22 protein-coding genes are annotated in these 23,114 nt (G+C 71.5%); 17 read left to right on the forward strand and 5 right to left on the reverse strand.

What is annotated here, in order from left to right:
- Positions 1-22: 22 nt before the first annotated feature.
- The 9 genes from WMF20_RS10575 (at position 23) to WMF20_RS10615 (ending at position 8,403) form a co-directional block, all read left to right on the forward strand.
- Complete coding sequence (locus tag WMF20_RS10575; RefSeq protein ID WP_012234413.1) at positions 23-940, forward strand: slr1658 superfamily regulator; 918 nt, start codon at positions 23-25, stop codon at positions 938-940.
- A gap of 75 nt (positions 941-1,015) precedes the next feature.
- Positions 1,016-1,978, forward strand: a complete 963-nt coding sequence (locus tag WMF20_RS10580) for a PP2C family protein-serine/threonine phosphatase (protein ID WP_437612889.1) — start codon at positions 1,016-1,018, stop codon at positions 1,976-1,978.
- Positions 1,978-2,469 (forward strand): ATP-binding protein, encoded by a 492-nt coding sequence (locus WMF20_RS10585; RefSeq protein ID WP_236644532.1) that lies wholly within the window; start codon positions 1,978-1,980, stop codon positions 2,467-2,469. The genes WMF20_RS10580 and WMF20_RS10585 overlap by 1 nt, the downstream gene beginning before the upstream one ends.
- Before the next feature lie 34 nt (positions 2,470-2,503).
- Entirely contained in the window at positions 2,504-2,914 is a 411-nt protein-coding gene (locus tag WMF20_RS10590) for a hypothetical protein (RefSeq protein WP_020734190.1), read from the forward strand.
- Positions 2,915-2,947: 33 nt separating this feature from the next.
- Positions 2,948-4,318, forward strand: coding sequence for an STAS domain-containing protein (locus tag WMF20_RS10595; protein WP_437612891.1), 1,371 nt, complete (start codon positions 2,948-2,950; stop codon positions 4,316-4,318).
- 141 nt (positions 4,319-4,459) lie between these two features.
- A complete protein-coding gene (locus tag WMF20_RS10600) occupies positions 4,460-4,957 on the forward strand; it encodes a MarR family winged helix-turn-helix transcriptional regulator (protein ID WP_129574230.1) in 498 nt (165 codons plus the stop codon).
- A gap of 16 nt (positions 4,958-4,973) precedes the next feature.
- Positions 4,974-5,912 carry a 3-keto-5-aminohexanoate cleavage protein gene (locus WMF20_RS10605; RefSeq protein ID WP_437612893.1) on the forward strand — a complete coding sequence of 313 codons (939 nt, stop codon included), beginning with the start codon at positions 4,974-4,976 and terminating at the stop codon, positions 5,910-5,912.
- Positions 5,909-6,694, forward strand: a complete 786-nt coding sequence (locus WMF20_RS10610) for an enoyl-CoA hydratase/isomerase family protein (protein WP_129574232.1) — start codon at positions 5,909-5,911, stop codon at positions 6,692-6,694. Before WMF20_RS10605 ends, WMF20_RS10610 begins: the two co-directional genes overlap by 4 nt.
- Positions 6,695-6,840: 146 nt before the next feature.
- A complete protein-coding gene (locus WMF20_RS10615; protein ID WP_237245639.1) occupies positions 6,841-8,403 on the forward strand; it encodes an acyl-CoA carboxylase subunit beta in 1,563 nt (520 codons plus the stop codon).
- 36 nt (positions 8,404-8,439) lie between these two features.
- On the opposite strand, the gene WMF20_RS10620 is transcribed toward WMF20_RS10615, so the two are convergent.
- Positions 8,440-9,891, reverse strand: a complete 1,452-nt coding sequence (locus WMF20_RS10620) for a hypothetical protein (RefSeq protein WP_437612895.1) — start codon at positions 9,889-9,891, stop codon at positions 8,440-8,442.
- A 123-nt stretch (positions 9,892-10,014) separates the two neighbouring features.
- Between WMF20_RS10620 and WMF20_RS10625 the strand changes: the two genes are divergently transcribed.
- Together WMF20_RS10625 and WMF20_RS10630 are read left to right on the forward strand one after the other, a co-directional pair.
- Positions 10,015-10,731 (forward strand): thiamine phosphate synthase, encoded by a 717-nt coding sequence (locus tag WMF20_RS10625; protein ID WP_437612897.1) that lies wholly within the window; start codon positions 10,015-10,017, stop codon positions 10,729-10,731.
- The gene (locus tag WMF20_RS10630; RefSeq protein ID WP_437612899.1) at positions 10,728-11,333 is read left to right on the forward strand and encodes a hypothetical protein; all 606 of its coding nucleotides are present in this window, start codon (positions 10,728-10,730) and stop codon (positions 11,331-11,333) included. The genes WMF20_RS10625 and WMF20_RS10630 overlap by 4 nt, the downstream gene beginning before the upstream one ends.
- 11 nt (positions 11,334-11,344) lie before the next feature.
- Here WMF20_RS10630 and WMF20_RS10635 read toward each other — a convergent pair whose 3' ends face one another.
- Entirely contained in the window at positions 11,345-12,340 is a 996-nt protein-coding gene (locus WMF20_RS10635; protein ID WP_437612901.1) for an ATP-binding protein, read from the reverse strand.
- 142 nt (positions 12,341-12,482) lie between these two features.
- Here WMF20_RS10635 and WMF20_RS10640 point away from each other — a divergent pair, with 142 nt between their 5' ends.
- The gene (locus WMF20_RS10640; protein ID WP_437612903.1) at positions 12,483-13,520 is read left to right on the forward strand and encodes an NAD-dependent epimerase/dehydratase family protein; all 1,038 of its coding nucleotides are present in this window, start codon (positions 12,483-12,485) and stop codon (positions 13,518-13,520) included.
- Between the two features lie 94 nt (positions 13,521-13,614).
- Entirely contained in the window at positions 13,615-15,123 is a 1,509-nt protein-coding gene (locus WMF20_RS10645) for a phenylacetate--CoA ligase family protein (protein ID WP_437612905.1), read from the forward strand.
- Positions 15,124-15,354: 231 nt separating this feature from the next.
- On the opposite strand, the gene WMF20_RS10650 is transcribed toward WMF20_RS10645, so the two are convergent.
- The 3 genes from WMF20_RS10650 to WMF20_RS10660 all read right to left on the reverse strand — a co-directional run bounded on the left by WMF20_RS10650 (position 15,355) and on the right by WMF20_RS10660 (position 17,924).
- Positions 15,355-16,833, reverse strand: a complete 1,479-nt coding sequence (locus tag WMF20_RS10650; protein WP_437612907.1) for a protein kinase domain-containing protein — start codon at positions 16,831-16,833, stop codon at positions 15,355-15,357.
- 227 nt (positions 16,834-17,060) lie between these two features.
- On the reverse strand, positions 17,061-17,705 hold the full coding sequence (locus WMF20_RS10655; RefSeq protein ID WP_437612909.1) for a Uma2 family endonuclease: 645 nt from the start codon (positions 17,703-17,705) through the stop codon (positions 17,061-17,063).
- Between the two features lie 81 nt (positions 17,706-17,786).
- The gene (locus WMF20_RS10660; RefSeq protein WP_437612911.1) at positions 17,787-17,924 is read right to left on the reverse strand and encodes an SEC-C metal-binding domain-containing protein; all 138 of its coding nucleotides are present in this window, start codon (positions 17,922-17,924) and stop codon (positions 17,787-17,789) included.
- A 113-nt stretch (positions 17,925-18,037) separates the two neighbouring features.
- Between WMF20_RS10660 and WMF20_RS10665 the strand changes: the two genes are divergently transcribed.
- From WMF20_RS10665 to WMF20_RS10680, 4 genes are all read left to right on the forward strand, one after another.
- Positions 18,038-18,544, forward strand: a complete 507-nt coding sequence (locus WMF20_RS10665; protein ID WP_437612913.1) for a hypothetical protein — start codon at positions 18,038-18,040, stop codon at positions 18,542-18,544.
- A 14-nt stretch (positions 18,545-18,558) separates the two neighbouring features.
- Positions 18,559-19,422 carry an NAD-dependent epimerase/dehydratase family protein gene (locus WMF20_RS10670; RefSeq protein ID WP_437612915.1) on the forward strand — a complete coding sequence of 288 codons (864 nt, stop codon included), beginning with the start codon at positions 18,559-18,561 and terminating at the stop codon, positions 19,420-19,422.
- A 131-nt stretch (positions 19,423-19,553) separates the two neighbouring features.
- Complete coding sequence (locus tag WMF20_RS10675) at positions 19,554-21,632, forward strand: CotH kinase family protein (protein WP_437612917.1); 2,079 nt, start codon at positions 19,554-19,556, stop codon at positions 21,630-21,632.
- Between the two features lie 166 nt (positions 21,633-21,798).
- Entirely contained in the window at positions 21,799-23,094 is a 1,296-nt protein-coding gene (locus tag WMF20_RS10680) for a trypsin-like serine protease (protein ID WP_437612919.1), read from the forward strand.
- Positions 23,095-23,114: the final 20 nt, after the last annotated feature.

The following is a 23,114-nucleotide window of genomic DNA, read 5'->3' on the forward strand; positions in this document are numbered from 1 at the left end:
AAGGGGGAGACTGGGCATTACCATGAGCGAAATCATCGGCGTCTACTCTTTAGACGATTCGTTCAGCGAGCACATGTCGCTGACGTTGTACCCCGACTCGTTCGCGGTGAGATGGAGCCTGTGTAACCTGACGGCGAATTTCATGGCCGAGTACTTCGGGGAGCTCTTCCCGGAGATCGACGGCGAGGACAGGCTCATCAGCCGAGACGAGGTCTCAGGCGCCATCGGTTACGTTCTGAACGAGCTGGTTGAGAACGCCGTCAAGTTCAATCAGCACGGTGATATCACCGTGACCGTCGGCATCGGGCGTGAGGATCTGGTGTGTCTCGTCAGCAACCAGATCACGAACGCGGCCGTCCCGTCGCTGCGGGAGAAGCTCCTCGAGCTCACGCAGGAGGACCCGGGGGAGCTCCTTCGGCGGCAGGCGGAGGCGAACGCAGAGGACGCGGAGAACGCCGGGTCGGGGCTCGGCTATCTCATCATCATGAATGATTACGGTGTCAGTCTTGGGTGGAAGCTCGATCCGATCTCGGTGAACAGCTTCAGCATCAAGACGATGGCCAGGATTCCTATTTTGAATGAAAGGTCGAGAATGGAAATCAAAGGTGGCAATTACCGGGTTTGGTACGATCCCTCTGAGGTTGTGGTGTACCTGGAAGGCATCCTTCGTCTTGGCGGCACCACCGAGTACGCCCCCATCGAGGAGCTGCTCGACAAGGTCCTGGCCACGAACCCTCCCACCATCACGCTCGACGTCAGGGCGCTGAACTTCCTGAACAGCTCGGGGATCAACGTCCTCTATAAGTTCGCGATCGCCACCCGGAAGAAGGGGGAGCTCCAGCTCATCGTCCGCGGCTCGAAGTCCATCCCGTGGCAGGGGAAGTCGCTGCCCAACCTCAAGAAGTTCAACCAGAACTTCGAGATGATACTCTGTGATTGAGAACGGATGGGATCTTCCGTCCAACCCGAATCGCGTCCAGGTCGAGCCATGACTGCACCTAAGGACATCAGCTCGATGCACTCCAGAGGCTTCATACAGAAGCAGAACAATCTGGATGCCATCAGGGCGATCGTGAAGGAGCGGCAAGCGTGGAACACTCTCCTGCGCGACGAGGGGAATTTCACAGACTTCATGGAGCGCTGCAGCGCACTCTTGGAGTACGTCGATAAGCTGAAGCTCGACTTCGACGATCTCTCCCTGGTGCACGAGGCGATCCTGGAGCACGCGACCAGCATCGAGAACGAGCTAGAAGGGTACAACCGGGCCATCGACGACGACCTCGCGGTGGCGCGGCAGGTCCAGCGCGCCCTGCTGCCGGAGGCGAGCGGGGCCATCGCCTCGGCGTTCGACATGGCCATCTTCCACAAGCAGCTAGCGCAGGTGGGAGGGGACTATTACGACTTCTTCTATCTCCCCGGCGAGCGCCACGCGATCGGTGTTTACGATATCTCGGGTCACGGAGTATCGTCGGCGCTCATCATGGCGTTTCTGAAGGCCCAGTTCGCCCACGCCACCAAGCGCCTCGACAGCCCCGGGGCGATCGTGGATTGGGTGAACCGGAGCGCTTACTCGTTCCTCCGGGAGGTTCGCCGGTACGCGACGGTGAACTTCGTCATGTTTACGGACCGATTCCTCCGCTACGTCTCGGGCGGAGGGTACGGGCTCCTGGTCCGTAGGGGCACGCCTCGCTCGTTCAACCGGGTGAGCAACTTCATCGCTCTGCGCATCAAGCCGTTTCACGAGTTCGAGCTGCCGTTCGAGGAGGACGACGTCCTCGCCTTGTACACAGACGGGATGTTCGAGGCGCAGGACGCGAGCGGGGAGATATATTCCGTGCAACGTCTCAACGAAATCGTCGTCAAGCACAGCGAGGAGCCGGTGCAGGTCATCCTCGACCGGTGCATCGAGGACTACACGCGGTTCCGAGTGGCGGACGCCGACGACATCACACTGATCATCCTGCGAAGGTGCGCCTGATGAAGCCCGAGAAGAATCATTCGCAGACGTCGGTCGGTGCATCGATATATATATCTCCGATCGATCACATCACGGGCGACGTGGCCGGCCTGCTTGCGAACTTTCTGGATGCGCTCCTGGTGAGGTTCTATCCCAGACGGATCTGCCAGAAGGTCAACGTGGTCGTCACCGAGTTGGTCACCAACGTGATCCAGCACGGGACCGAGCGTGACAGCGAGGTACGACTCGACCTGAGCATCGATCCCGACCGGCTACTCATCAAGGTATCCAACCGCGTTACGCCGGAAGAGTACCGTACCGTCAAGGCGGTATTCGACGAGATCTTCGCCGCGGAGGACCCGAGGGAGCTCTTCGCCAGGACGGTGCGCGAGCGGCGCAACGACCGGCGGAGGGGCGGCCTCGGCCTCATTCGGCTGACCGCTGAGAACAAATTCCATCTCTCGACGCAGTACGTCGATGGAATTCTCGTCGTCCAGGCTACTTTCCCTTGAAAAGGCTGCGTATGTTTTCCACGAAAGGTCGCGTATGAAGGCTCTCAGCTATGGAGAAATCACGGATGGCGGGCTGAGCGTCTTTCAGTCGGTCGCCCGGCTCGATGACGACAACCGCCTCGTCTTGACCTTCGAGGGCGCTATCCGGATCGACAACCCGTACCGGTACCTGTCCAGCTACCTCGACGAGCTGGCGCGAGTCCTCCCGCAGCATCCGATCACGTCCACGGTGATGGACTTCGTGAAGATGCGGTTCTGCAACTCGAACGGCTTCTACGTCATCATGGACATCGTGGACGCCGTGTACAACCTGGTGCCCGGGCGGGTGACGGTGCGGCGGATCCTCGACGACGACTGGCAGCACGAGACCCTGCCGATCCTGCTCAACCTGAACGAGGAGCACGTGGCCGCGCGGACGACGTTCGAGGATGTCAAAGAGCCGTAACCGTGGGGTGGGGGCTCGGTAAGGCGACCGGCGATGAACGCACCTGCGAACGAAGCGGACGTAGCGAGGTTCTTCGCTGTCTGTCCCGATCCGCTCTGCGTTCTGCGGATCGACGGATCGTTCCTCCGCGTGAGCGGCGCCTGGGAGCGCACGCTGGGCCTCGGGTCCGAGGAGCTGGTCGGCCGGAACCTGCTCGATCTGGTGCACCAGGACGACGTCGCCGCGACGCGGGAGCAGCTGGCGCGGCTCCGGGAGGGGCCGGTCACGCTCGGGATGGAGAACCGGTGCAGGAGCAGGAGCGGCCTCTACGTGTGGCTGTCCTGGTCGATGCTGTCGGTGCCCGGTGAGGGGCTCGTCTACGCCTGGGCGCGCAACGTGGGCAAGCAGAAGCGCGTCGAGCGGGCGCTGATGCAGCGGATCGAGACCAAGATGCTGGTCGCGTCGATCTCGGCCCATTTCATCAATGTGAAGCTCGCGGACATCGACCGCGGCTTTCAGCTGGCGCTCGCGGAGCTCGGCAAGGCGCTGCGCGCCGATCGGACGAGCCTGTTTTTGCTCTCGGAGGACGGGCTGCGGTTCCTGAACACGCACGAGTGGTGCGCCGAAGGGGTCCCGTCGCTGCTCGCGGAGCGGGCCGTCGTCTCCAAGGACGTGTATCCGTGGCTCGTCGACAGGCTGTGCCGCCTCGAGGTGTGCGACGTGCCGCGCGTGGCCGATCTGCCGGATGAGGCAGCGAGCGAGCGGCGAGCGTTCACGGAGCTAGGGATCGCCTCGTTCGTCCGGATGCCCGCGGCGTACGCGGGCCGGCTCGTGGGGGTCGTGGGGATCGACGCGGTGCGCTCGATCCGGGCGTGGGACAAGAGCGTGCGGGCGCTGCTCCAGGTCGTCGGGGAGATGTTCGCGATCACGCTGGAGCGTATGCGCGCCGAGGAGTCGCTGCGCGCGGTGGTCGAGCAGCAGGAGTCGCTGCGCGCGGTGATCGAGCGGCAGGAGTCCGCGATCGAGACGCTGTCGACGCCGATCATCCAGGTCTGGAACAGCGTGCTCGTGCTGCCGCTCGTGGGGAGCATCGATCGGCACCGGGCCACCGAGATCACGGAGAAGCTGCTGCGCACGATCGTGGAGACGAAGTCGCGGTATGCGATCGTCGAGGTGACGGGGGTCGAAGAGGTCGACTCGACGACGGCGCAGCACCTCATCAGCATGCTGCAGACGATCGAGCTGCTCGGCGCGCAGGGCGTGGTGGCCGGCGTGCAGCCCCAGGTGGCGCAGACGGCGTCGTCGCTCGGGATCGATCTCTCGTCGGTCCAGGTGCACCGGGACCTCCAGGAGGCGCTGCGGTGGTGCATCCGGGAGATCCGGGCGGAAGGGCGGCGAGGGAAGCGGGGGCGCGGCGGTCCGTAGCAGGTCGGCGCCACGAGCTCTCTCCCCGACGGCCGGCCGTTGCGGTCGTGATCTAGATGCGTCCGCTCGGTACGCGCGTGGCGTGTGAGCCCGCGCGCTTGACGCGACCTTCGGGAGCGAATATTTCGTACACGAAGCATCGTGACCGCGACCCTGCCGCCGCCAGAGAGGCCGGAGATCGACGCCATCGTGGAGATGATCATCTATCTCTACACGGAGTCGCGCCGGCTCACGAAGGGCATGGCGAGCGGGTTCGGCCTCACCGGACCCCAGCTCACCATCCTCAAGCTGCTCGAGTCGTTTCAAGATCTGTCGCTGTCCACGCTGTCGGAGCGGATCCGGGCGCAGAACAGCACCGTGACGGGGATCGTCGACCGCATGGAGAGGGAAGGGCTCGTCCGGCGCGAGCGCTCGAAGGCCGATCGGCGGGTCGTGCACATCCGGCTCAGCGAGAAGGGAGCGCGGCTCGCCAGCGAGATCCAGGTCGAGCCGATGGAGATCTTCCGCAGCGCGCTCCTCGGCCTGAGCTCGACCGATCTGCGCGACTTGCTCCGGATCCTGACGAAGCTGCAGAGACAGGTGGTCGCCCGGGTCGCGCAGAGCGGACAGAAGAAGGGCGACGGCGGCGAGAGGACGTGAAAGGGAGGCAGGGGGCATGAGAGAGAAGCCGACGTTCACCGGGGAGCCGAGGAAGCCGAACGAGCGAGACCCCGATGTCTGCGTGGTGACCTGCGCGCTGTCCGGGGTGCTCGCGAATCGCAAGCAGTGCCCCGCGATCCCGTACACGCCGGTCGAGATCGCCGAGGAGGCGAGGCGGGCCTACGACGCAGGGGCGGCGGCGGTGCACATCCACGCGCGCAACGACGACGGGTCGCCGACGTTCTCCCCGGCCGTGTTCGCGAAGATCAAGGAAGAGGTGCGGCGGCGCTGCCCGGTGATCCTGAACTTCTCGACGGGCACCCTCCTCGAGGACGTCAGCGAGCAGTGCGCGGCCATCCGCGAGAGCCGGCCGGAGATCGCGGCCCTCAACATGGGCACCATGAACTACTCGAAGTACTCGCGCGCGCGGAAGAGCTTCGACTTCGACATGGTGTTTCCCAACACGTACGCGAAGATCGGCAAGCTCCTCGCCGCCATGAACGAGGCCGGGACGAAGCCCGAGCTCGAGTGCTTCGATACCGGGCACACCCACGGCGTGTGGCCGCTCATCGACATGGGCCTGCTCAAGCCGCCGCTGCAGTTCTCGTTCATCGTCAACGTGCTGGGCGGCATCCCGGCTCACGTGGAGTCGCTCCAGCTCCAGACCAAGATCATGCCGCCCGGCTCGGAGTGGGAGGTGATCGGCATCAGCCACGGGCAGTGGCGGATGCTGGCGGCGGCGCTCGTGCTCGGCGGCAACGTGCGGTGCGGGCTCGAGGACCACTTCTACCTGCCGAGCGGCGAGATGGCGCGCAGCAACGGCGAGCTGTGCGAGGTGGCCGTGCGCATGGTGCGCGACGTCGGGCGCAGGCCGGCCACGGTCGAGGAAGCCCGGCAGATCCTGGGGCTGCACGGGGACGGCGCGGGCGGTCCGGCGGAGGGGGCGGCCTCGTGACGGCCGGCGCGACCGCGGTCGTCCAGGCCGCCTCCGCGGGGGGCGTCCTCCGGCTCACGCTGAACAACCCGGGGCGCAAGAACGCGATCGGGCCGGCGATGGTGAACGAGCTCCTCCGCGCCCTCGAGGCCGGCATGGCCGACGCTGCGGTGCGCTGCGTGGTGCTGACAGGCGCGGGCGACGCGTTCTGCGCCGGCGGCGACTTCGCGCAGCTCACCGGCGCCGAGGGGGCGCCGGCGCCCGAGCCGAAGGGCGACTACGCGGACCTGCTGCTCGCCATGGCGAACGCGAGCAAGCCGATCGTGGCGCGGGTGAACGGGCACGCGCTGGGCGGCGGGCTCGGGCTCGTCGCGGCGTCGCACGTCGCGATCGCCGCCCGCGGCGCGAAGCTCGGGACGCCGGAGATCGACGTGGGCCTGTTCCCGATGATGATCATGGCGGTGCTCCAGCGGCACGTGAGCCGCCGCAGGCTGCTGGAGATGATGCTGCTCGGGCAGCGCCTCGACGCCGACGAGGCCGCGCAGTGCGGGCTCCTCAACCGGGTGGTCGAGCCGGGCGCGCTCGACGCCGCGGTCGACGAGGTGACCCGGGCGATCGCGGCGAAGAGCCCGATCGCGGTGCGGCTCGGCCTGGAGGCGTTCGCGGCGCAGGACGATCTCGACCTGGAGTCGGCGCTGCCGCTGCTGCGCGAGCGGCTCGCGGGCTGCCTCGCGACCGACGACGCGCGCGAGGGGCTCATGGCCTTCCTGGAGAAGCGGCAGCCCCGCTGGTCGGGCAGGTAGGCGCCGGGGGCGCGTGGGTGCTTTGCGGGGGACGGGAGGGCGCCGCAGGCCGCGGCGCTCGCTGGCTCTCGGTTGAGGCGGCCCCGCTCGACGCCGCGCGCCGCGCGGTGGCGGGCGGGGCGCGCAGGATGAGGTGGCCCGTGAACATGCGAGAGCTCGTGAAGGACCTCGAGGCCCGCCGGGAGCAGGTGCGGCGGATGGGCGGCGAGGAGCGGGTGGCGAGGCAGCACGCCCGCGGGAAGATGACGGCGCGGGAGCGGCTCGCCGCGTTCTTCGACGACGGCGTGCACTTCGAGGTCGGGATGCACGGCACGCAGATGGGGCTCGCGGCCGGGCCGGACGGGAAGGACCGGCCGCCGGCCGACGCGGTGGTGTGCGCGTTCGGCAAGGTCGACGGGCGGATGGTGTGCGCGGCGGCGTACGACTTCACCGTGAAGGGCGGGAGCATCGGGCAGACGGGCGAGGAGAAGGTGACCCGGCTGCGGCAGATGGCGCTCCGCGGGCGCTGGCCGATGGTGTGGTTCATCGACTCGGGCGGGGCGCGCATCGATCCCGGCTCGATGCACCCGGACAGCATCTCGCTGTTCGCCGGCTCGGGGCACCTGTTCCGCGAGCAGGTGCACATGAGCGGCGTGGTGCCGCAGGTCGCCGCCATGGTGGGGCCGGGCGCCGCGGGCACCGCGTACATCCCGGGGCTCGCGGACTTCGTGCCGATGGTCAAGGACGTCGGCTCGATGGCGCTCGGCGGCCCCCCGCTCGTGCGCGCGATGACGGGCGAGGCCATCTCCGAGCAGGAGCTCGGCGGCAGCAAGGTGCACGCGACGAAGAGCGGCGTCGGCGACGCGGAGTACGCGAGCGACGCCGAGTGCATCGCCGCGGTGAAGCGGTACCTCTCGTTCTTCCCGTCGAGCTGCGACGAGGAGCCGCCGCGCCTGCCGGTGACGGACCCCGTCGAGCGGCGGGAGGAGTCGCTGCTCGACCTGCTGCCGGAGAGCCCGCGGCGCGCCTACGACATGCTGAAGCTGATCGACGCGATCGTGGATCACGGCGAGCGGTTCGACCTGAAGCCGCGGTGGGCGCGCTCGATCATCACGTGCCTCGCGCGCATCGGCGGCCAGCCGGTCGGCATCGTTGCGAACCAGCCGACCCAGATGGGCGGCATCCTCGACGTGGACGCCTCCGACAAGGCCGCGCGCTTCATGCAGATCTGCGACGCGTTCAACGTCCCGCTCGTGTTCCTGCAGGACGTGCCGGGCTTCATGATCGGCTCGAAGGTCGAGCACGAGGGGATCATCCGCCACGGGGCGAAGATGCTGCACGTCATGGCCGCGGCCACCGTGCCGAAGATCACCGTGGTCGTGCGCAAGGCGTACGGCGCCGGCTACTACGTGATGTGCGGGCGCGCGTACGAGCCGGACCTCATCGTCGGCTGGCCGACCGCGGAGATCAGCGTGATGGGGCCGGAGGGGATGCTCGGGATTGCGGCGAAGAAGATGTTCGGGGACGCGCCGCCGCCGCCCGAGGTGAAGCAGGGGATGATCGAGGCGATCCAGAAGAACATCGACGTGATGAAGGTCGCCGGGTGGGGGCTCATCGACGACGTGATCGATCCGCGGGACACGCGCAGGGCGATCGCGTGGGGGCTCGAGCTCGCGCGGAAGAAGCGGGTGGAGCGGCCGGAGAAGAAGCGGGGGATCATCCCGGTGTAGCGCGGCGCTCGGCCGCGCCCAGCGCGGCGATCCGTCTCAAGGTCGCTCGCTGTCCTCCGGCTCCGGCGCCTCGCCCTCCTCGGGCTTCGGCGTCGGCACGGCGCGGGGCGCGGCCGCGTAGAACGGCTCCGGCGCGCTCTTCACGCGGAGGAGCGTCGAGCTCTTGGCGCGGACGATGGCGGTGTACGCGTCCAGGCCGAGCCCTGTGCCCGGCTCGTTCGCGTGCAGCGTGGCCCTGACCTGGTAGAGACCCTCGCGGGCGAAGGTGTTGTCGGGGCAGACCTCCCGCAGGAGGAGCGAGAGGTCGACCGACGCGCCGGGCTTCAGCGTCCTGAACATGTCGCGCGGGATCGCCCCCGTCGGCCGGGACGCCTCGCACGCGGTCGTGCCGTTCGGTCCGACGACGAGGAACGCGAGCATCCGCGACCGGATGGCCACGGTCATGGGGCGCCTGCCGGCGTTCTTCGCGCTGACCCGGACGACGATCGAGCGAGGGCTCGCCGCGTCGGACCAGGGCTCGCTCGTGAGCTCCAGGCGAGGCGCGTTCGCGTCCACGATCGGCTCGCCCAGCGCGCCCGCAGCGACTTGGATCGGCTTGTCCGCCGGGGGCTGCGCCGTCTTGTCGGCCGGGGGCTGCGGCGGCGTCTTGTCGGCCGGGGGCTGCGCCGCCCCATCGGCCGACGGCTGCGCCTCATGGTCTGCCGCCGAGGGCGGCTCGGCGCTGCCAGCGCCGTCCGCGGCGGCCTCCTTGCGGGGCAGGCCGTAGCTCAGCACGACGGTGGGCGCCGCCAGCCCGGGCGCCGGGGCGAACGCCGGCGGATCGTCGGTCGACTCCGCGGCGAACGGCGGCGAGGGCGCCTTTCTCGACCACTTGGGCGGCGGGCCCCAGCCGTACCACGTCCTCACCACCGCGCCGCCGGCGAGCGCGGCTTCGTCCTTGCCGAAGCAGAGCAGGCGCGGATCGAAATGCTCCACGTACGACTGCCCGGGCGCGAGCAGGAGCGCGCGCCGCTCGGGAAACCCGCTCGGCTTGAGCCCCGCGGGGGCGGCGCAGCGGGTCGTCTTCTTCGTGCGCTTGTTCAGCGTGTCGATCTCGAAGCGCAGCAGGCGCACGTCCGCCGGGATGCGCATCGGGCGCTCCCCTTCGTTGTCGATGCGCATCGTCCACGGCCCCTTGGGGGACGGCGCGATGAGCCAGACGCGCGCCGGCGCCGGCGGCAGCGGCGGGGGCTCGGGCGCCTTCTTCGCGCCCGCCCTCGGCGCGGCCGCGCTCGCCTTCGGCGCCGCGGCCTTGGCCCCGCCAGGCGGGGCGGCGGCGTCGGCCTTCGGGCCCTCGGCGGGCGCGGCGGAGCTCGGCTTCTCCCCCTGCTGCGCGGGGCCCGGCTTCTCCTCCGCGAGCGCAGGGCTCGACGCGAGCCCCAGGACGGCCACGGCGGCCGACGCGGCCGACGCGAACAGACAGGCGATCCGGACGAGACGTGTGCGCATGGAGGATCCGTTCGGGAGCGAACGCTTCCGCTTTCTTTCTGGGGGCGTCAACCTTAGCGTAGCCGGCGAGCCCGGCTTCCCTCGGGGGCGCTCGGGCGCTCTCCCATCGCTCGAAGCGTGGTCATGCGCGGCCTGTATGCCATCGTCGACACCGATTCGCTCGAGCGCCGCGGGCTCGATCCGGCGGCGTTCGCCGAGGCCGTCCTCGACGCGCGCCCCGGGGCCCTCCAGCTGCGCGACAAGCGCGGCGGGGCCGCGCGCACGCTCTCGCTCCTCCGCGCGATCCAGCCGCTCGCGGCGCGCGCCGGCGTGCCGCTGTTCGCGAACGACCGGGCAGATCTCGCGGCGCTCGCACGCTGCGACGGCGTGCACGTCGGCCAGGACGATCTCCCGGTGCCCGCGGTGCACCGGCTCGCGCAGCGCGCCGGCGTCCGGCTGCGCGTCGGGCTCTCCACCCACACGCCCGCGCAGATCGAGGCCGCGCTGCGCGAGGCGCCCGAGCACCTCGATTACATCGCGATCGGGCCCATCTTCTCGACGTCGAGCAAGGAGCGCCCCGACGCCGTGGTCGGCCTCGAGGGGCTCGCGTCGCTGCGCGCCATGGTCGAGCGGGCGCGGCCGGGGCTGCCGGTCGTGGCGATCGGCGGCATCTCGCTGGAGCGGGCGCGCGACGTGGGCCCGCTCTGCTCCGCCGCGTCGATCATCGCCGCGCTGCTGCCGGAGCCGGGCGCGCCGACGTCGCGCGCCCTCGAGGAGGTGAGCGCGCGGGCGCGGGCGCTCACGGAGGCCCTCGCGCCCGCGGCCGCGGCGCCGCGCGGCGCGGGCGCAGGCGCGCGATGAGCCTCACGCTGCTCGCGGCGGCCGCCGCGGCGGTGGCCGCCACCGTGGGCTACATGGCGGCGCGCCGCGAGCGGGAGGCGCTGTGGGAGGACCGCGACGAGGACGAGCGCGCCGCGCCCGCGGCGTCCCCCGGGGACGCGCCGTGGGACGAGCTGCCGTTCGCGCTCGGCGACGTGGTCCTGGCCGGGATCGAGGAGCGCTGGCTCTCGGGCGCGATCGTGGCGCGCGAGCGGGGCGAGGTCGTCGCGACGGTGTTCCTCGCGCCGGAGGGCGCGACGCAGCGGGCGGTGGTGGCCTTCCCCGCGCCGCGGCGCGACATCCTGTGGCTCGCGCCCGCGGCGGTCGACTCGCCGGACGAGCCGCCGGCGACGCTCGAGATCGCGGGCATGACCCTGCGGCGGCGCGCGCGGCTGCCGGCGGCGCTGGAGCGCCTGGGGCAGGGCGCGCCCTCGCTGGGCGAGGCGGGGATCATCGCCCTGTACGAGGGCGGCGGGCACGACGCGGCCGTGGTGCTCGCGAGCGAGGGGCGCATCCACGCCTGGGTCGGGCGGCGCGTCGAGGAGGGCGGGTACGAGCGGCTCGGCGGCGGCGGCGAGGGCTGACGCGGCGGGCGTCAGCCGATGACCCCGCGCAGCTCCGCGATCAGCGAGGCCATCGCCAGGCTCGGCGAGGCGTTGCGCTCGAGCTGCGCCACGGCGCGCGAGACCGCCGCGTAGCGCCTGGCCGAGACGACGGCGCGGCGCGGATCGGCCGCGACCGCGGCGCGGGCCTCGCGGGCGAGCGACGCGTTGAGCGCGCGGAGGTCGTCCTTGAGGGCGCCCTTGTCGCGATCCAGCGACTCCGCGAACGCGACGGCGGGCCCGAGGTCGCGGGCGGCCGCGGCCGCGAGGATGCTCCTCACGAACGCGTCGCGCGAGGCGGTCTGCTCCTCGTCCGCGAGCTCGAGCGCCGTGGAGGCGCTGCCCGCGGCGAGCTCCACGGCGAGGTCGTGCCGCTCCTCGGGCACGCCGTGATCGCGGAGGATGCCGCGGACGATCGGCTCGGAGAGCGGGGCGAAGCGCACGGGCAAGGTGCGCGAGCGGATCGTGTTGAGCAGGCGGTCGCCGCGCGAGGTCAGCAGGATGAAGTGGGTGCCCGGCCGCGGCTCCTCGAGCGTCTTGAGGAACGCGTTCGCGGCGCCGACGCTGAGGTCCTCGGCGTCGCGGACGATGAACACCCGCGCGCGCCCCTCGTGGGGCGGGTAGGACGCGTGGGCGAGCACGATGGATCGGACCTGGTCGACCGAGATCTCGGTCAGCTCGTCGCGGCTCCGGCCGATGATGGCGGCGGGGTAGAAGTTCTTCGCGACGATCTGCACGTCGGGGTGGAGCGGCGCCGCGGGGCGCCCCTCGGAGCGCGCGGCCGCGCGCCGGCACGCGTCGCAGCGGCCGCAGCCGAGCGGATCGCCCCCGGTGCAGACGAGCGCCTGCGAGAGCGCGACGGCCGCGAGCTCCTTGCCGACGCCGGGCGGGCCCTCGAAGCGGTAGGCGTGGTGCACGCGGCCCGTCTCGAGCGCGCGCACGAGGGTGCCGACCGCGGTGTCCTGGCCGAGGATGTGGGAGAACGGCACGGACCGCTCTCTACCACGGCCGGGGCGCGGCCTGATCCCGCTCGAGCGCGAGAGGCCGCCCGGCGCCCGCCCGCGCCGCGAGCGCCGCGAGCGCCGCGAGCGCGTCGTCCGCATTGCGCGCGGCGGTGATAGGTTGCCGCGCATGCGCGTCCTCGTGCTCGGCGGCACCCGGTTCATGGGCCATTTCCTCGTCTACCGCCTGCTCGCGGCGGGCCACCACGTCACCCTCCTGAACCGCGGCGCGACGCCCGATCGGTTCGGCGACCGCGTCGCGCGGGTCCGCTGCGACCGCGCGGCCGACGACCTGGCGCAGGCGCTCGGGGGCCGCGAGTTCGACGCCGCGGTGGACTTCACCGCGTACACGGCCGCGGACGGCCGCGCGGCGGCCCGGGCGCTCGCCGGCGGGCGCGTCGGGCACTACGTGATGATCAGCACCGGCTCGGTGTACCTCGTGCGCGAGGGGTGCCCGCGGCCGTCGCGCGAGCGCGACTACGACGGCCCGCTGCTCCCGGAGCCCGAGGGCGAGGAGGATCGCGCGGCGTGGGCCTACGGCATGAACAAGCGCGGCTGCGAGGAGGCGCTCGCGGCCGCCTTCCGGGACGACGGCTTCCCGGCGACCGTGCTGCGCATCCCGATGGTGAACGGGGAGCGCGACCCGCACCGCCGCCTCGAGCGCTACATCGCGCGCGTGCTCGACGGCGGCCCGCTGCTCGTCCCGGACGGCGGCGGGCACGCCGTGCGGCACGTGTACAGCGGCGACGTCGTGCGGGCGATCGTGAGGCTGCTGCTCGTGCCGTCGACGTTCGGGCAGGCGTACAACCTCTGCATGGACGAGACGCCGACGCTCGCGGAGCTGCTCGCGCTCGTGGCCGAGCTGCTCGGCGCGCCGGCGCGCCTCGCGCCGGTCGACGCGGCCGCGCTCCGGGCGCGCGGCATCGACCCTGTCGCGATGTCGCCGTTCAGCGATCGCTGGATGTCGCTGCTGGATCCAGCGAAGGCGAGGGCGGAGCTCGGCTTCCAGCACACGCCGCTGCGGCGGTGGCTGGAGACGGTGATCACGTCGCTGCTCGCGAACCCGCCGTCCGATCCGCCGCCGGGCTACGAGCGGCGCGCCGACGAGGTGTCGCTCGCGGCGGCGCTCGCCGGCGAGGCGGGGGCGGGGAGCGCCGGCCGCGCGTGAGGTAAGCTGGGCCCGCGGGGAGGGGAGCGGGCCGGGAGGCCGCGCGCCGCCCGCGCGCCTCGCCGTGAAACGTCCGAAGGAGGGAGAGCTCGCGATGCAGGATGCAGCACCCAGGCGGGTCTTGGCGGCCATCGACGCCTTCCTGAGCACGCCGCTCGACGCGGCGCTGTCGCGGCATCGCGAGGTCGATCCGGCGGCCGGCGCGCTCGCGTTGTTCCACGAGGTCGCCGCGACGGTCCCCGCGTACCGGCGCTTCCTCGACGAGCACGGCGTCGATCCGGCGGCGGTCCGGACCCCCGCGGACTTCGCGGCGCTCCCGGTGATCACGAAGCAGAACTACGTGCTCCGGCACCCGATCGCGGACCTGTGCCGGGGCGGGCGCGTCGAGTCCTGCGACATGGTCGCCGTCTCGTCGGGCTCGACGGGCAAGCCGACGTTCTGGCCGCGGTCGGTCGCGGACGAGCTCCCGGTGGCCCGGCGCTTCGAGCAGGTGTTTCACGACAGCTTCCGGGCCGACGCGCGCCGCACGCTCGCCGTCGTGTGCTTCGCGCTCGGGTCGTGGGTCGGCGGGATGTACACGACCGCGTGCTGCCGCCACCTCGCGGCGAAGGGATATCCGATCACGGTCGTCACGCCGGGCAACAACAAGGACGAGATCTTCCGCGTCGTGATGGATCTGGGGCCGGCGTTCGATCAGGTCGTCCTGCTCGGTTATCCGCCGTTCCTGAAGGACGTGATCGACACGGGGCGGGCGCGCGGGGTCGACTGGGCGCCGCTCCGGATCAAGCTCGTGATGGCCGGCGAGGTGTTCAGCGAGGAGTGGCGGAGCCTGGTCGGCGAGCGCGTCGGGTCGACGTCGCCCTGCTACGACTCGGCGTCGCTGTACGGGACGGCGGACGCCGGCGTGCTGGGCAACGAGACGCCGCTCAGCGTCGCGATCCGCCGGTTCCTCGCGGGGAGGCCGGACGCCGCGCGCGCGCTCTTCGGGCAGGACCGGCTCCCCACGCTCGTGCAGTACGACCCGGCGGTGAGGTTCTTCGAGCAGCGCGAGGGGATGCTGCTCTTCTCGGGCGAGAACGGGGTTCCGCTCGTCCGTTATGCGATCCTCGACAGCGGGGGCGTCTATGCGCACGCGGACCTGATGGCGGCGCTCGCCGGCTTCGGCTTCGATCCGCGGCGGGAGCTCGACGGCGAGCGCGGCGCCCGGGAGCTGCCGTTCGTCTACGTGTTCGGGCGCTCGGATTTCACGGTGTCGTATTTCGGGGCGAACATCTATCCGGAGAACGTGGTCGTGGGCATCGAGCAGCCCGGCGTGAAGGAGTGGGTGACCGGGAAGTTCGTGCTGGAGGTCCGCGAGGGCGCGGACAGGGACGCGTACCTCTCGGTCGTGGTCGAGCTCGCGCCGGGGGAAGGGGAGAGCGAGGCGCGGCGCGAGGCCGCGGCGCGGTCGATCGAGGAGCACCTGGTCCGGCTGAACAGCGAGTTCAGGAGCTACGTGCCGGCGGGGAAGCGCGCGCCGCGGGTGACGCTGCGGGCGGCGGGGGATCCGGAGTACTTCCCGCTGGGGGTGAAGCACCGGTATACGAGGAAGCCGGGCGGGTGAGGGCGTCGAAGATCGATTATCAATCTCGTTGGCGGGCGGGCCCGCGCATCGGAAGCCAACGAGATCCATCCGGTGACCGGTCTTGAGCCTAGAGCGGCTTTTGGCTGGGACTGACGCCCGGACCTCCTCGACTGGCGGCTCAGGCGCCTCCGGGACCGAGGCGGTCTGGCCCGGCTCGGCCGTGTCATCGCTTGGTGAACGCGGGAACGCCCCGCCGTCGTTTGCAGCGGCTCACGTCGCGTCCAGCGGCGCCTCCCTCGCGCTGCCGACGGCGCCCCTGAGCGCCTCGCAGAACGCCTCCACATCCGGGTACCGCTCCGACGCCTCGAACTCGATCGCCCTCTCGAGCACCTTCCGCACCGCGTCGCCGCACGGCAGCCGCTCGATCACCCGCCCCGGATACCGCATCATGATCGGCGGCAGCTCCACCCCGTGCAGGCAGAACACCGCCGTCATGCCGAGCCCGTACACGTCGGCCCGCGCGTCCGCGTCCTGCGGGCGGTGCATCAGCTCCGGCGCCGCGTAGAGGAACGTCCCCAGCGCCCCGCTCCTCGTGCCCCCCGTCGTGTCCCGCGCCCAGACAAGATCGAAATCCGTGATCCGCGGCAGCCCCTCTCCGTCGAGCAGGATGTTCGCCGGCTTCACGTCCCGGTGCACGAGCCCCCGCCCATGCGCGAACGAGATCGCCTCCCCAGCGCGGAGGATCATCGGGATCACCCCCTCTGCCGGCAGCCGCTTCCCGACGACCGCGCTCTGCACGTCCTCGCCGTGCACGAGCTCCATCACGAAGTAGTGCCAGCCCCCGTCCTCGCCCTTCGGCTCCAGGATGCGCACGACGCCGGGGTGATCGAGCTCCGCCATCGCCCGCGCCCCGCGGAAGAACCGCTCCCGCCGCCCCTCGTCGCCCGCGAGGTTCGGGTGCAGCACCTTGATCGCCACCGGCTGGTCGCCCCGCCCCGCGTCGAGCGCGCGCCACACCGTCGCGAACCCCCCGCGGCCGATCCGCTCGAGCAGCAGGTACCGGCCCTCGCTCAGCTCCTCGCCCACGTGCAGCTGGCCGCCTTCCCGGCGCTTGCGCCTGAGGTCGACGATCTCCTGGTCCACCTCCACCGTGCTCGCGCCGGCGGCCTTCAGCCTCACCCGCCGCTTCTGCGCCGCGGCGATCTGCTTGTCGATCGCGCGGATCGTCTCCTCGGCCTCGCGCAGCGTCGCGGCGAGCGCGCTCGTCGGCGCGGCCCTCGCGGGCACCGCCTCCGGCCGCGCGCTCGCGGCGGCCTCCTCCACCGCCGCGCGGATGCCCCGGACCACGGCCGTCCAGGCCTCGTCCGGGTCGGCCCAGCTCGTCACCGCCCCGCCGTCCCGCGGCAGCGCCTCCAGCTCCGCCAGCGCGGTGCCCTCCCGGTCGCACGGGCGCACCAGGATCGGCACCACGCGCGCCGCGCCCCGGCGGTGCCGCCCCAGCGCGGCGCCGAGCTCCCGCTCGTAGCAGCTGTCCGAGGCGAGGAACGCCTCGCTCACCAAGAGCAGCACCACCTCGGCCGCGGAGAGCTCCGCCGCGATCGACGCGTCGCGCACCGCGCCGGCGCCGATCCGGCCGCGGTGCCACGTGCTCACCAGGCCCTGCCGCTTGAGGGCGGCGAGGTGCGCCTCGAGCGCCTCGAGGTGCGACCGATCCGCGGGGGCGTAGGAGATGAAGACGTTGACCGCCATGCGCTGAGGAGCGTCGCTGCGGCGGCGAGCACGCTGCGTCCCGGCCGTCCGCTCCGCGCCGACCAGGCTACCAGACGCTGCGCTGTCCTGCGCTCGCCCTCGATCCTCGGCGTCGACGAGGCGACGCCCACGTCGGCCGACGGTCCCCGCGCCGCGGCTGCCGCCCGTGACCCGCGCTTCGTGAGAGCGCGGGTCACGGCGCGTCGCGGTCGCGCCGCCCGCCCTCGCTACTCCTCGCCTTCCGCGCTGCCCGGCGGGGGCGGTGGTTCCTGCTGCTCTGCAGCCTCGAGCTCGTCGAGCTCGCGAAAGAGCGCGTCCAGATCCAGCGAGAGCCCCGCGCAGCCCGGCACCTCCTGCAGCAGCCCCCCGGTCGCGGCGAGGCGGCGCACGTAGCTCCCGTCCCGCGTGAGCTCGTGGACCTCGAAGCTGCGGAGCTGCGGATCGAGCAGCCAGTACCAGGGCACCCCGAACGCGGCGTACTCCTCCAGCTTCTCGACGCGGTCGCGCCGCTCATCGCGCGGCGCAGGGGAGACGGTCTCGATCATGATGTCCGGCGGGATTCCCACCGGACCACGGGCAGGGGGCTTCCGGGCGCGCGACAGGAACACGGACACATCGGACTTGCGCCCGCGCCGCGGCTTGAGGGCGTACTTCACCTCGGAGCCGAAGACGAGGCCACCGCGCGGGACGGCCCAGGCCCGCAGCATCTGGATGAGCCAGGCGACGGCCAGCTCGTGGACGCAGTCGGACATCTCTTCCTCGACCAGCCGGCCGTCAACGAGCTCGCCGGGCTGGTCTTCCGGCAGCGCTGCCCACTCCGCGACGGACAAGAGGCGGCCTGCATGGTGCTCCGGGTAGGCGCTCTGGCTCACATCGAGGAGGGTACCACCGCCCCGCGCCGCGCGCCGCCCTGAGAGCGCGGTCGCCATTCCACCGCCCGGCGGCCCGGCCGTTCACGCGGTCATCCCGCAGCACCGCTTGTACTTCTCGCCGCTCCCGCACGGGCAAGGGCCCTTGCGGGGCGGTCCTTCCTGTCGGGGCGCCTGGATCTTCGGGTGATAGTGCTCGCGGAGCGGCGCGAGCAGCCGCATCGTGTCCTCCGGCGACCAGCGGGCATGGACGAGGCGGATGAACTCGCAAGGCCGAAGAGCGGCCGGAAGGCCGAGATGCCCACGAACTCCTCGCGCGACAGGTCCGGGCCGGCGTGGAAGATGCGGTCGACGAGCTGCGCCGTGTGCCCCTTCGGCCCGGCGAGCTCGCGCGCCGCGGCCATGCGCGCGCGCAGATCCGCGACCTTCTCGGTGAGCCCGTCGAGCTGCCCGCGGGTGATGACCGGGAGGTCGCCCGCGCGCATCCCGGCGCCGAGGCAGGTCACGAAGCGACCCTCGCGCGTCACGACGAGGAACGGCCCGCGCGCGGGATCGTCGAGCGAGATCGCGACCCGCTCTGCGCCGTCGGGGAGCCTGGCGCAGCGGAGGAGGTACTGGACGAGGCCGTGATCGCGGTAGAGCGTGAGCGCGAGCTCGACGTGAGGGAGCGAGACGCGATCGAGCCTGGACAGGAAGTGATGTTGATGTCCCACGGTCGCGAGCGGATCCTAGCGGCCTGGGCAATGCGTGCTAGAGCGCCCCAACGCTCGATTCCTGCTGTCGGGTCGTCGCAACGCTCGCTGCAGGCGTTGCGATGGCGACTCGGGGGCCTAGCCTGGTAAAGGGCGCAACGACCATGCTCGATCCCTCTCCCCCGCTCCTCGTCCTCGGCTGCGGCTTCACCGGCGCGGTGGTCGCCGGCCTGCGGCGCGCCTCCGGCGGCCGCGTCGTCGCGACCACGCGCTCCTCCGAGCGCGCCGCAGAGCTCGCCCAGGCCGGCATCGAGGTGAGCGTCCTGCCGGCGCTCACCGCCGCGGCCGTCGACCGGCTCGTGGCGGACGGCGCGGACGTGCTCGTCGCCTTCCCGCCCGACGGCGCGACCGACGCCGCGATCGCGCCGTCGCTCCGCCGCGCGCGCGCGATCGCGTACGTCTCGTCGACCGCCGTCTACGGCGACGCGACGGGGCGCATCGACGAGGCGACGCCCACGTCGGCCGACGGCCCGCGCGCCGCGGCGCGCCTCGCGGCCGAGGCCGTGTACCGCGAGCGCGGCGCCGTGGCGCTGCGCGCCGCCGGCATCTACGGCCCGGGCCGCGGCCTGCACCAGCGGCTCTTGCGCGGCGACTTCCGCATGACCGGCGAGGGCGATCGGCAGGGCAGGAACGTCGTCTCGCGCATCCACGTCGAGGACCTCGCGCGCCTCGCGCTCGCGGCCCTGGAGCGCGCCGCCCCCGGCGACGTCTTCGTGGTCGCGGACGACGCGCCCGTGCCGCAGATCGAGGTCGTCCGCTGGCTCTGCGCGCGGCTCGGCCTTTCGCTGCCGGCCGGCGCGCCGCGGGAAGATCTCCACGAGACGCTCCGCCACGATCGCGCGGTGGACAACGCGAAGATCAAGCGCGCCCTCGGCATGACGCTGCTCTACCCGAGCTACCGCGAGGGGTTCGAGGCGTGCCTCGCCGTCGAGGCCGCGGCCTCGGGCGCTCCGCGCCACCGCGGGTGATCGCGGTCGCGAGCTACAGGACGTCCGAGCCCCGCCTCGTGGCGACGACATCGTCGCTTCCGCGACGCGAAAATCGGGGATCGACGCGCGCGAGGCGCACGCTTACGCTCGGAGCCGTTGAAGGAGAGTGCATGAAGCTTACGTGTTGGACATGGCTTGTGGTGGCGGCCGTCGCGGCGGGCGCCGGATGCGGGGATGACGAGGGTGGAACCGGCGGCGCCGGGTCGGGAGGCTCGGGCGGGGCGAGCACCGGCGGGGGCGGCGGGGCGAGCGCCGGCGGGGGAGGCTCGGGCGCGGCGGGCACCGGCGGGGAAGGCGGCATGAGCGACGGCGGGGCCGGCGGAGAGGCCCCGATGCCGCCGTGCGCGCCGCCGGACCCCACGCTCGCCGACCGCGACGCGGATGAGCTGTATGCGGCCGACGCGGTGTTGCGCTTCGACTTCCGCCTTCCGGAAGAGCGCTGGGCCGAGCTCAAGGAGAACGCCCGCGACGAGGAGTATGTGGAGGCCGAGGCTTGCTACCAGGGCAAGAGCCTGGGCGTCGTCGGCCTGCGCTTCAAGGGCGGTTACGGCACCCTACAGATGTGCTTCGACGAGGAGGGAAACCTCACCTGCCCGAAGCTCAGCATGAAGGTGAAGTTCGACGAGTACGTCGACGGCCAGCGGTTCTACGCGCAGAAGCGGCTGAACTTCCACTCGATGATCTGGGATCCGACGAAGCTCCACGAGCGCATCGCCTATGGCCTGTACCGGGAGATGGGCGTCGCGGCCCCGAGGAGCGGGTGGGCCACGCTCACCGTGAACGGCGAGCCGCAGGGGCTCTTCTCGATGGTCGAGGAGGTGGACGGCCGCTTCCTGGAGAGCCATTTCCCCGAAGGGCCGGACGGCGACCTCTACAAGGAAGCGTGGCCGGTCACGGACGACGCCAGCTACTACGCGGAGCACATCGAGACGAACGAGGACGAGGCCACGCACGAGCGCTTCGTCGCGTTCGCCGCCGCGCTCGCCTCCGCCGAGGGCGACGAGCGCCTCGCCGCGCTGTCGCAGTGGGCGGACGTCGAGCAGCTGCAACGCTACATGGCCGTCGACGAGGCGATCGTGAACTGGGACGGGGTCACCACCTTCTACGTCGACCCCGCGGGCGGCGCCAACAACCACAACTTCTACATCTACGACGAGCCCTCGTCGGGCAAGTTCCGCCTGATCCCGTGGGATATGGACCAGACCCTCGGCGCGAGCACCTATTTCGGCCACGTGCCCCGCTGGACCGAGGCGCCGGCGACCTGCCCCGCCGTGGTCCCGGTGTTCATGGGCGCCGAGCGGGTGCGCGTGCCGGGATGCGACGCGCTGTTCGGCGCCTTGAGCCAGGACCCCGCGGGCTACCAGGCCGCGCTCCAGGCGCTGCTCGACGGGCCGTTCCGCGAAGGGAAGCTCGAAGCGCAGGTGGACGAGTACGCGGCGCTGATCCGCGCCGCCGTCGACGAGGATCCGCTCGGGCCCGGCCTCGCCTCGTGGGAGCCGGCGGTCGCGCGCCTCAAGAGCGAGGTGCCGATCCTGCGCGAGCGCCTGCGCCGGTTCGCCAGCAACACGCCGCTCGTGCCCTTCTCGTTCACCGCGGCGGGGCTCAACGATTTCGAGGCGGCGGACACGCTCGAGCTGTACTTCGGCACGCTGCTCGCCACCAACGACGCGTCCGGCGCGGTGCAGGGCATCACGCAGGACGCGCCGCTCAGCGGCGCGCGGAGCCTGCTCCTGAGCTTCGATTTCCGCGACGAGGCGTACGCCTGGGGCCAGTACGTGTACTTCACGGTGCCCCTCGCCGAGGGCTCGGTCGACGTGACGCCGCTCGAGGGCGTCCGCTTCCGGGCGCGCGCCGACGCGGCGCGCTGGCTGCGCGTCGACGTCGAGAGCCCCGCGCAGAGCAACGGGCTCGCCGGCGTCCGCCACGGCTGGGACGTGCGGCTCGGCGTCGAGCCGCAGCTCATCGAGCTCAAGTTCGCCGACGTGGCGCTCCCCGGCTGGGCGATCGACCAGGGGCTCGACCCCGGCGACGACGTGAACGACGTGCTCGCGTCGATCATCGGCCTCGCGTTCAGCCCGGAGATGAACGGCGTCGGCGCGAACGGCTTCCTCGGCCGCGGCAAGGCCGACTCGGGCGCCGTCGTGATCGACGATGTCGAGCTCTTCGGCGCGACGTCCGGCGATCCGTGATCGGCTGACACGAGTCCTCCTCGGCGAGGTGCACGAGTACCGACACACTGGATGGAGCATCGAGCCGGCTCGATGTTCCACTCCTCGAACACCGCCGTTCCAGAACGCCGTCTGGCGTGGCCCGGGCATCGCCGCATACTCCGGACGTGACCAATGCGGAGATGAAATGAACAAGGAAGAGCTTGGCAATAAGCTGGGTATCGCGATCTGCGTCGGGGTCGCGTTGGGCCTCTCCACGGCTTGCTCCATCGCAGATGAGCCGGACGATCCGGTCGAGTCGCTCGATTCGCGGTCGTCCGAGATCATCGGCGGCGAGATCGCCGAGGCGAGCCCCTGGGCCGTCCAGGTCTTCGACGTGCGCGGGGACACGGGCGATTTCTACCAGTGCACGGGCACGCTCGTCGCGCCGCGCTGGGTGCTCACCGCGCAGCACTGCATCGCGGATGAAGGCGAGACGTCGGCGGTGCGCATCGGCAGCAACACGTACCGCGAGGGCCAGCGCATCGAGGTCGACGCCGTCGAGGTGCCCTCGGCCGAGGTCGACATCGCGCTGCTCCACCTGACCGAGGACGCCGGCGGCGCGGTCGTAGAGCTCGCCCCCGCGGGGCCGGCCGTGGACGGGACGGACGCGACGGTCTACGGCTGGGGGAGCGAGGGCACGCCGCTGGTGATGGCGCCGTCGCTCAAGAAGGCGATCGTCCACATCGATGGCCGGCGCTCCGACGACGAGCTCCTGGCGACGGGCGTGACGGGCTCGGGGTGGAGCGGCGACTCCGGCGGCCCGTGGTTCGTCGACGGGGTTCAGGTCGCCGTGTTCTCGGCCTCGAGCGGCCAAAACGGCACGAACTTGCACGCGTCGCTCGCCGGCGTCGACGTCGCGCGCCACCGCGCGTGGATCGACGCGACGATCGCCAGCGGCCCCACCGACCACCCCGACGACGAGGTCGTGCTCCACGATCTCTCGGACTTCTCCGGCGTCTCGCAGAGCTTCGGGATCGGCCGCCACAACCTCGCGGACATGGCGATCATCGGCAACGACCGCGCGAGCGCGATCGAGGTCCCCGCCGGGCTCCGGGTCACGGTCTTCTTCCACCACAACTTCGAGGGCGAGGCGCGCGTCTTCACCTCGGACACGGATCTCGTGGCCGCGGGCTTCAGCGACGTCATCTCGAGCTTGGTCGTCTCGCGCGCCTCGGACCCGCAAGAGGACGTGGTCGCCCTCTACGAGCACGCCGACTTCTCGGGCGACGCGCTCCTCTACGGCGTCGGCAGCAGATACCTCATCGGCAGCGCATGGGACAAGAGGATCAGCTCCGTCCGCGTCCCCGCCGGCTTCACGCTGACGCTCTACGACCTGTTCTTCATCTACTCGCCCGAGTCGCGCGTCATCACGGCGGACGCCAACCTCGACAGCTACGACTTCGACGACCAGACCTCGAGCTTCACCGTCGAGCGCCCGTAGGAGCGAGGGCGCGCGGGCGG

Origin of the sequence: Sorangium sp. So ce834 (assembly GCF_051521425.1) — a bacterium.
GTDB lineage: Bacteria > Myxococcota_A > Polyangia > Polyangiales > Polyangiaceae > Sorangium > Sorangium cellulosum_D.

What these genes read in the sequence shown, in the direction of transcription:
- WMF20_RS10680 (WP_437612919.1), top strand. Translation starts at nt 21,799, where the DNA reads ATGAACAAGGAAGAGCTTGGCAATAAGCTGGGTATCGCGATCTGCGTC.
- WMF20_RS10620 (WP_437612895.1), bottom strand. Translation starts at nt 9,891, where the DNA reads ATGCGCACACGTCTCGTCCGGATCGCCTGTCTGTTCGCGTCGGCCGCG.
- WMF20_RS10605 (WP_437612893.1), top strand. Translation starts at nt 4,974, where the DNA reads ATGAGAGAGAAGCCGACGTTCACCGGGGAGCCGAGGAAGCCGAACGAG.
- WMF20_RS10580 (WP_437612889.1), top strand. Translation starts at nt 1,016, where the DNA reads ATGCACTCCAGAGGCTTCATACAGAAGCAGAACAATCTGGATGCCATC.
- WMF20_RS10660 (WP_437612911.1), bottom strand. Translation starts at nt 17,924, where the DNA reads ATGCGGCTGCTCGCGCCGCTCCGCGAGCACTATCACCCGAAGATCCAG.
- WMF20_RS10590 (WP_020734190.1), top strand. Translation starts at nt 2,504, where the DNA reads ATGAAGGCTCTCAGCTATGGAGAAATCACGGATGGCGGGCTGAGCGTC.
- WMF20_RS10650 (WP_437612907.1), bottom strand. Translation starts at nt 16,833, where the DNA reads ATGGCGGTCAACGTCTTCATCTCCTACGCCCCCGCGGATCGGTCGCAC.
- WMF20_RS10615 (WP_237245639.1), top strand. Translation starts at nt 6,841, where the DNA reads ATGCGAGAGCTCGTGAAGGACCTCGAGGCCCGCCGGGAGCAGGTGCGG.
- WMF20_RS10675 (WP_437612917.1), top strand. Translation starts at nt 19,554, where the DNA reads ATGAAGCTTACGTGTTGGACATGGCTTGTGGTGGCGGCCGTCGCGGCG.
- WMF20_RS10575 (WP_012234413.1), top strand. Translation starts at nt 23, where the DNA reads ATGAGCGAAATCATCGGCGTCTACTCTTTAGACGATTCGTTCAGCGAG.
- WMF20_RS10645 (WP_437612905.1), top strand. Translation starts at nt 13,615, where the DNA reads ATGCAGGATGCAGCACCCAGGCGGGTCTTGGCGGCCATCGACGCCTTC.
- WMF20_RS10630 (WP_437612899.1), top strand. Translation starts at nt 10,728, where the DNA reads ATGAGCCTCACGCTGCTCGCGGCGGCCGCCGCGGCGGTGGCCGCCACC.
- WMF20_RS10640 (WP_437612903.1), top strand. Translation starts at nt 12,483, where the DNA reads ATGCGCGTCCTCGTGCTCGGCGGCACCCGGTTCATGGGCCATTTCCTC.
- WMF20_RS10670 (WP_437612915.1), top strand. Translation starts at nt 18,559, where the DNA reads ATGCTCGATCCCTCTCCCCCGCTCCTCGTCCTCGGCTGCGGCTTCACC.
- WMF20_RS10625 (WP_437612897.1), top strand. Translation starts at nt 10,015, where the DNA reads ATGCGCGGCCTGTATGCCATCGTCGACACCGATTCGCTCGAGCGCCGC.
- WMF20_RS10595 (WP_437612891.1), top strand. Translation starts at nt 2,948, where the DNA reads ATGAACGCACCTGCGAACGAAGCGGACGTAGCGAGGTTCTTCGCTGTC.
- WMF20_RS10585 (WP_236644532.1), top strand. Translation starts at nt 1,978, where the DNA reads ATGAAGCCCGAGAAGAATCATTCGCAGACGTCGGTCGGTGCATCGATA.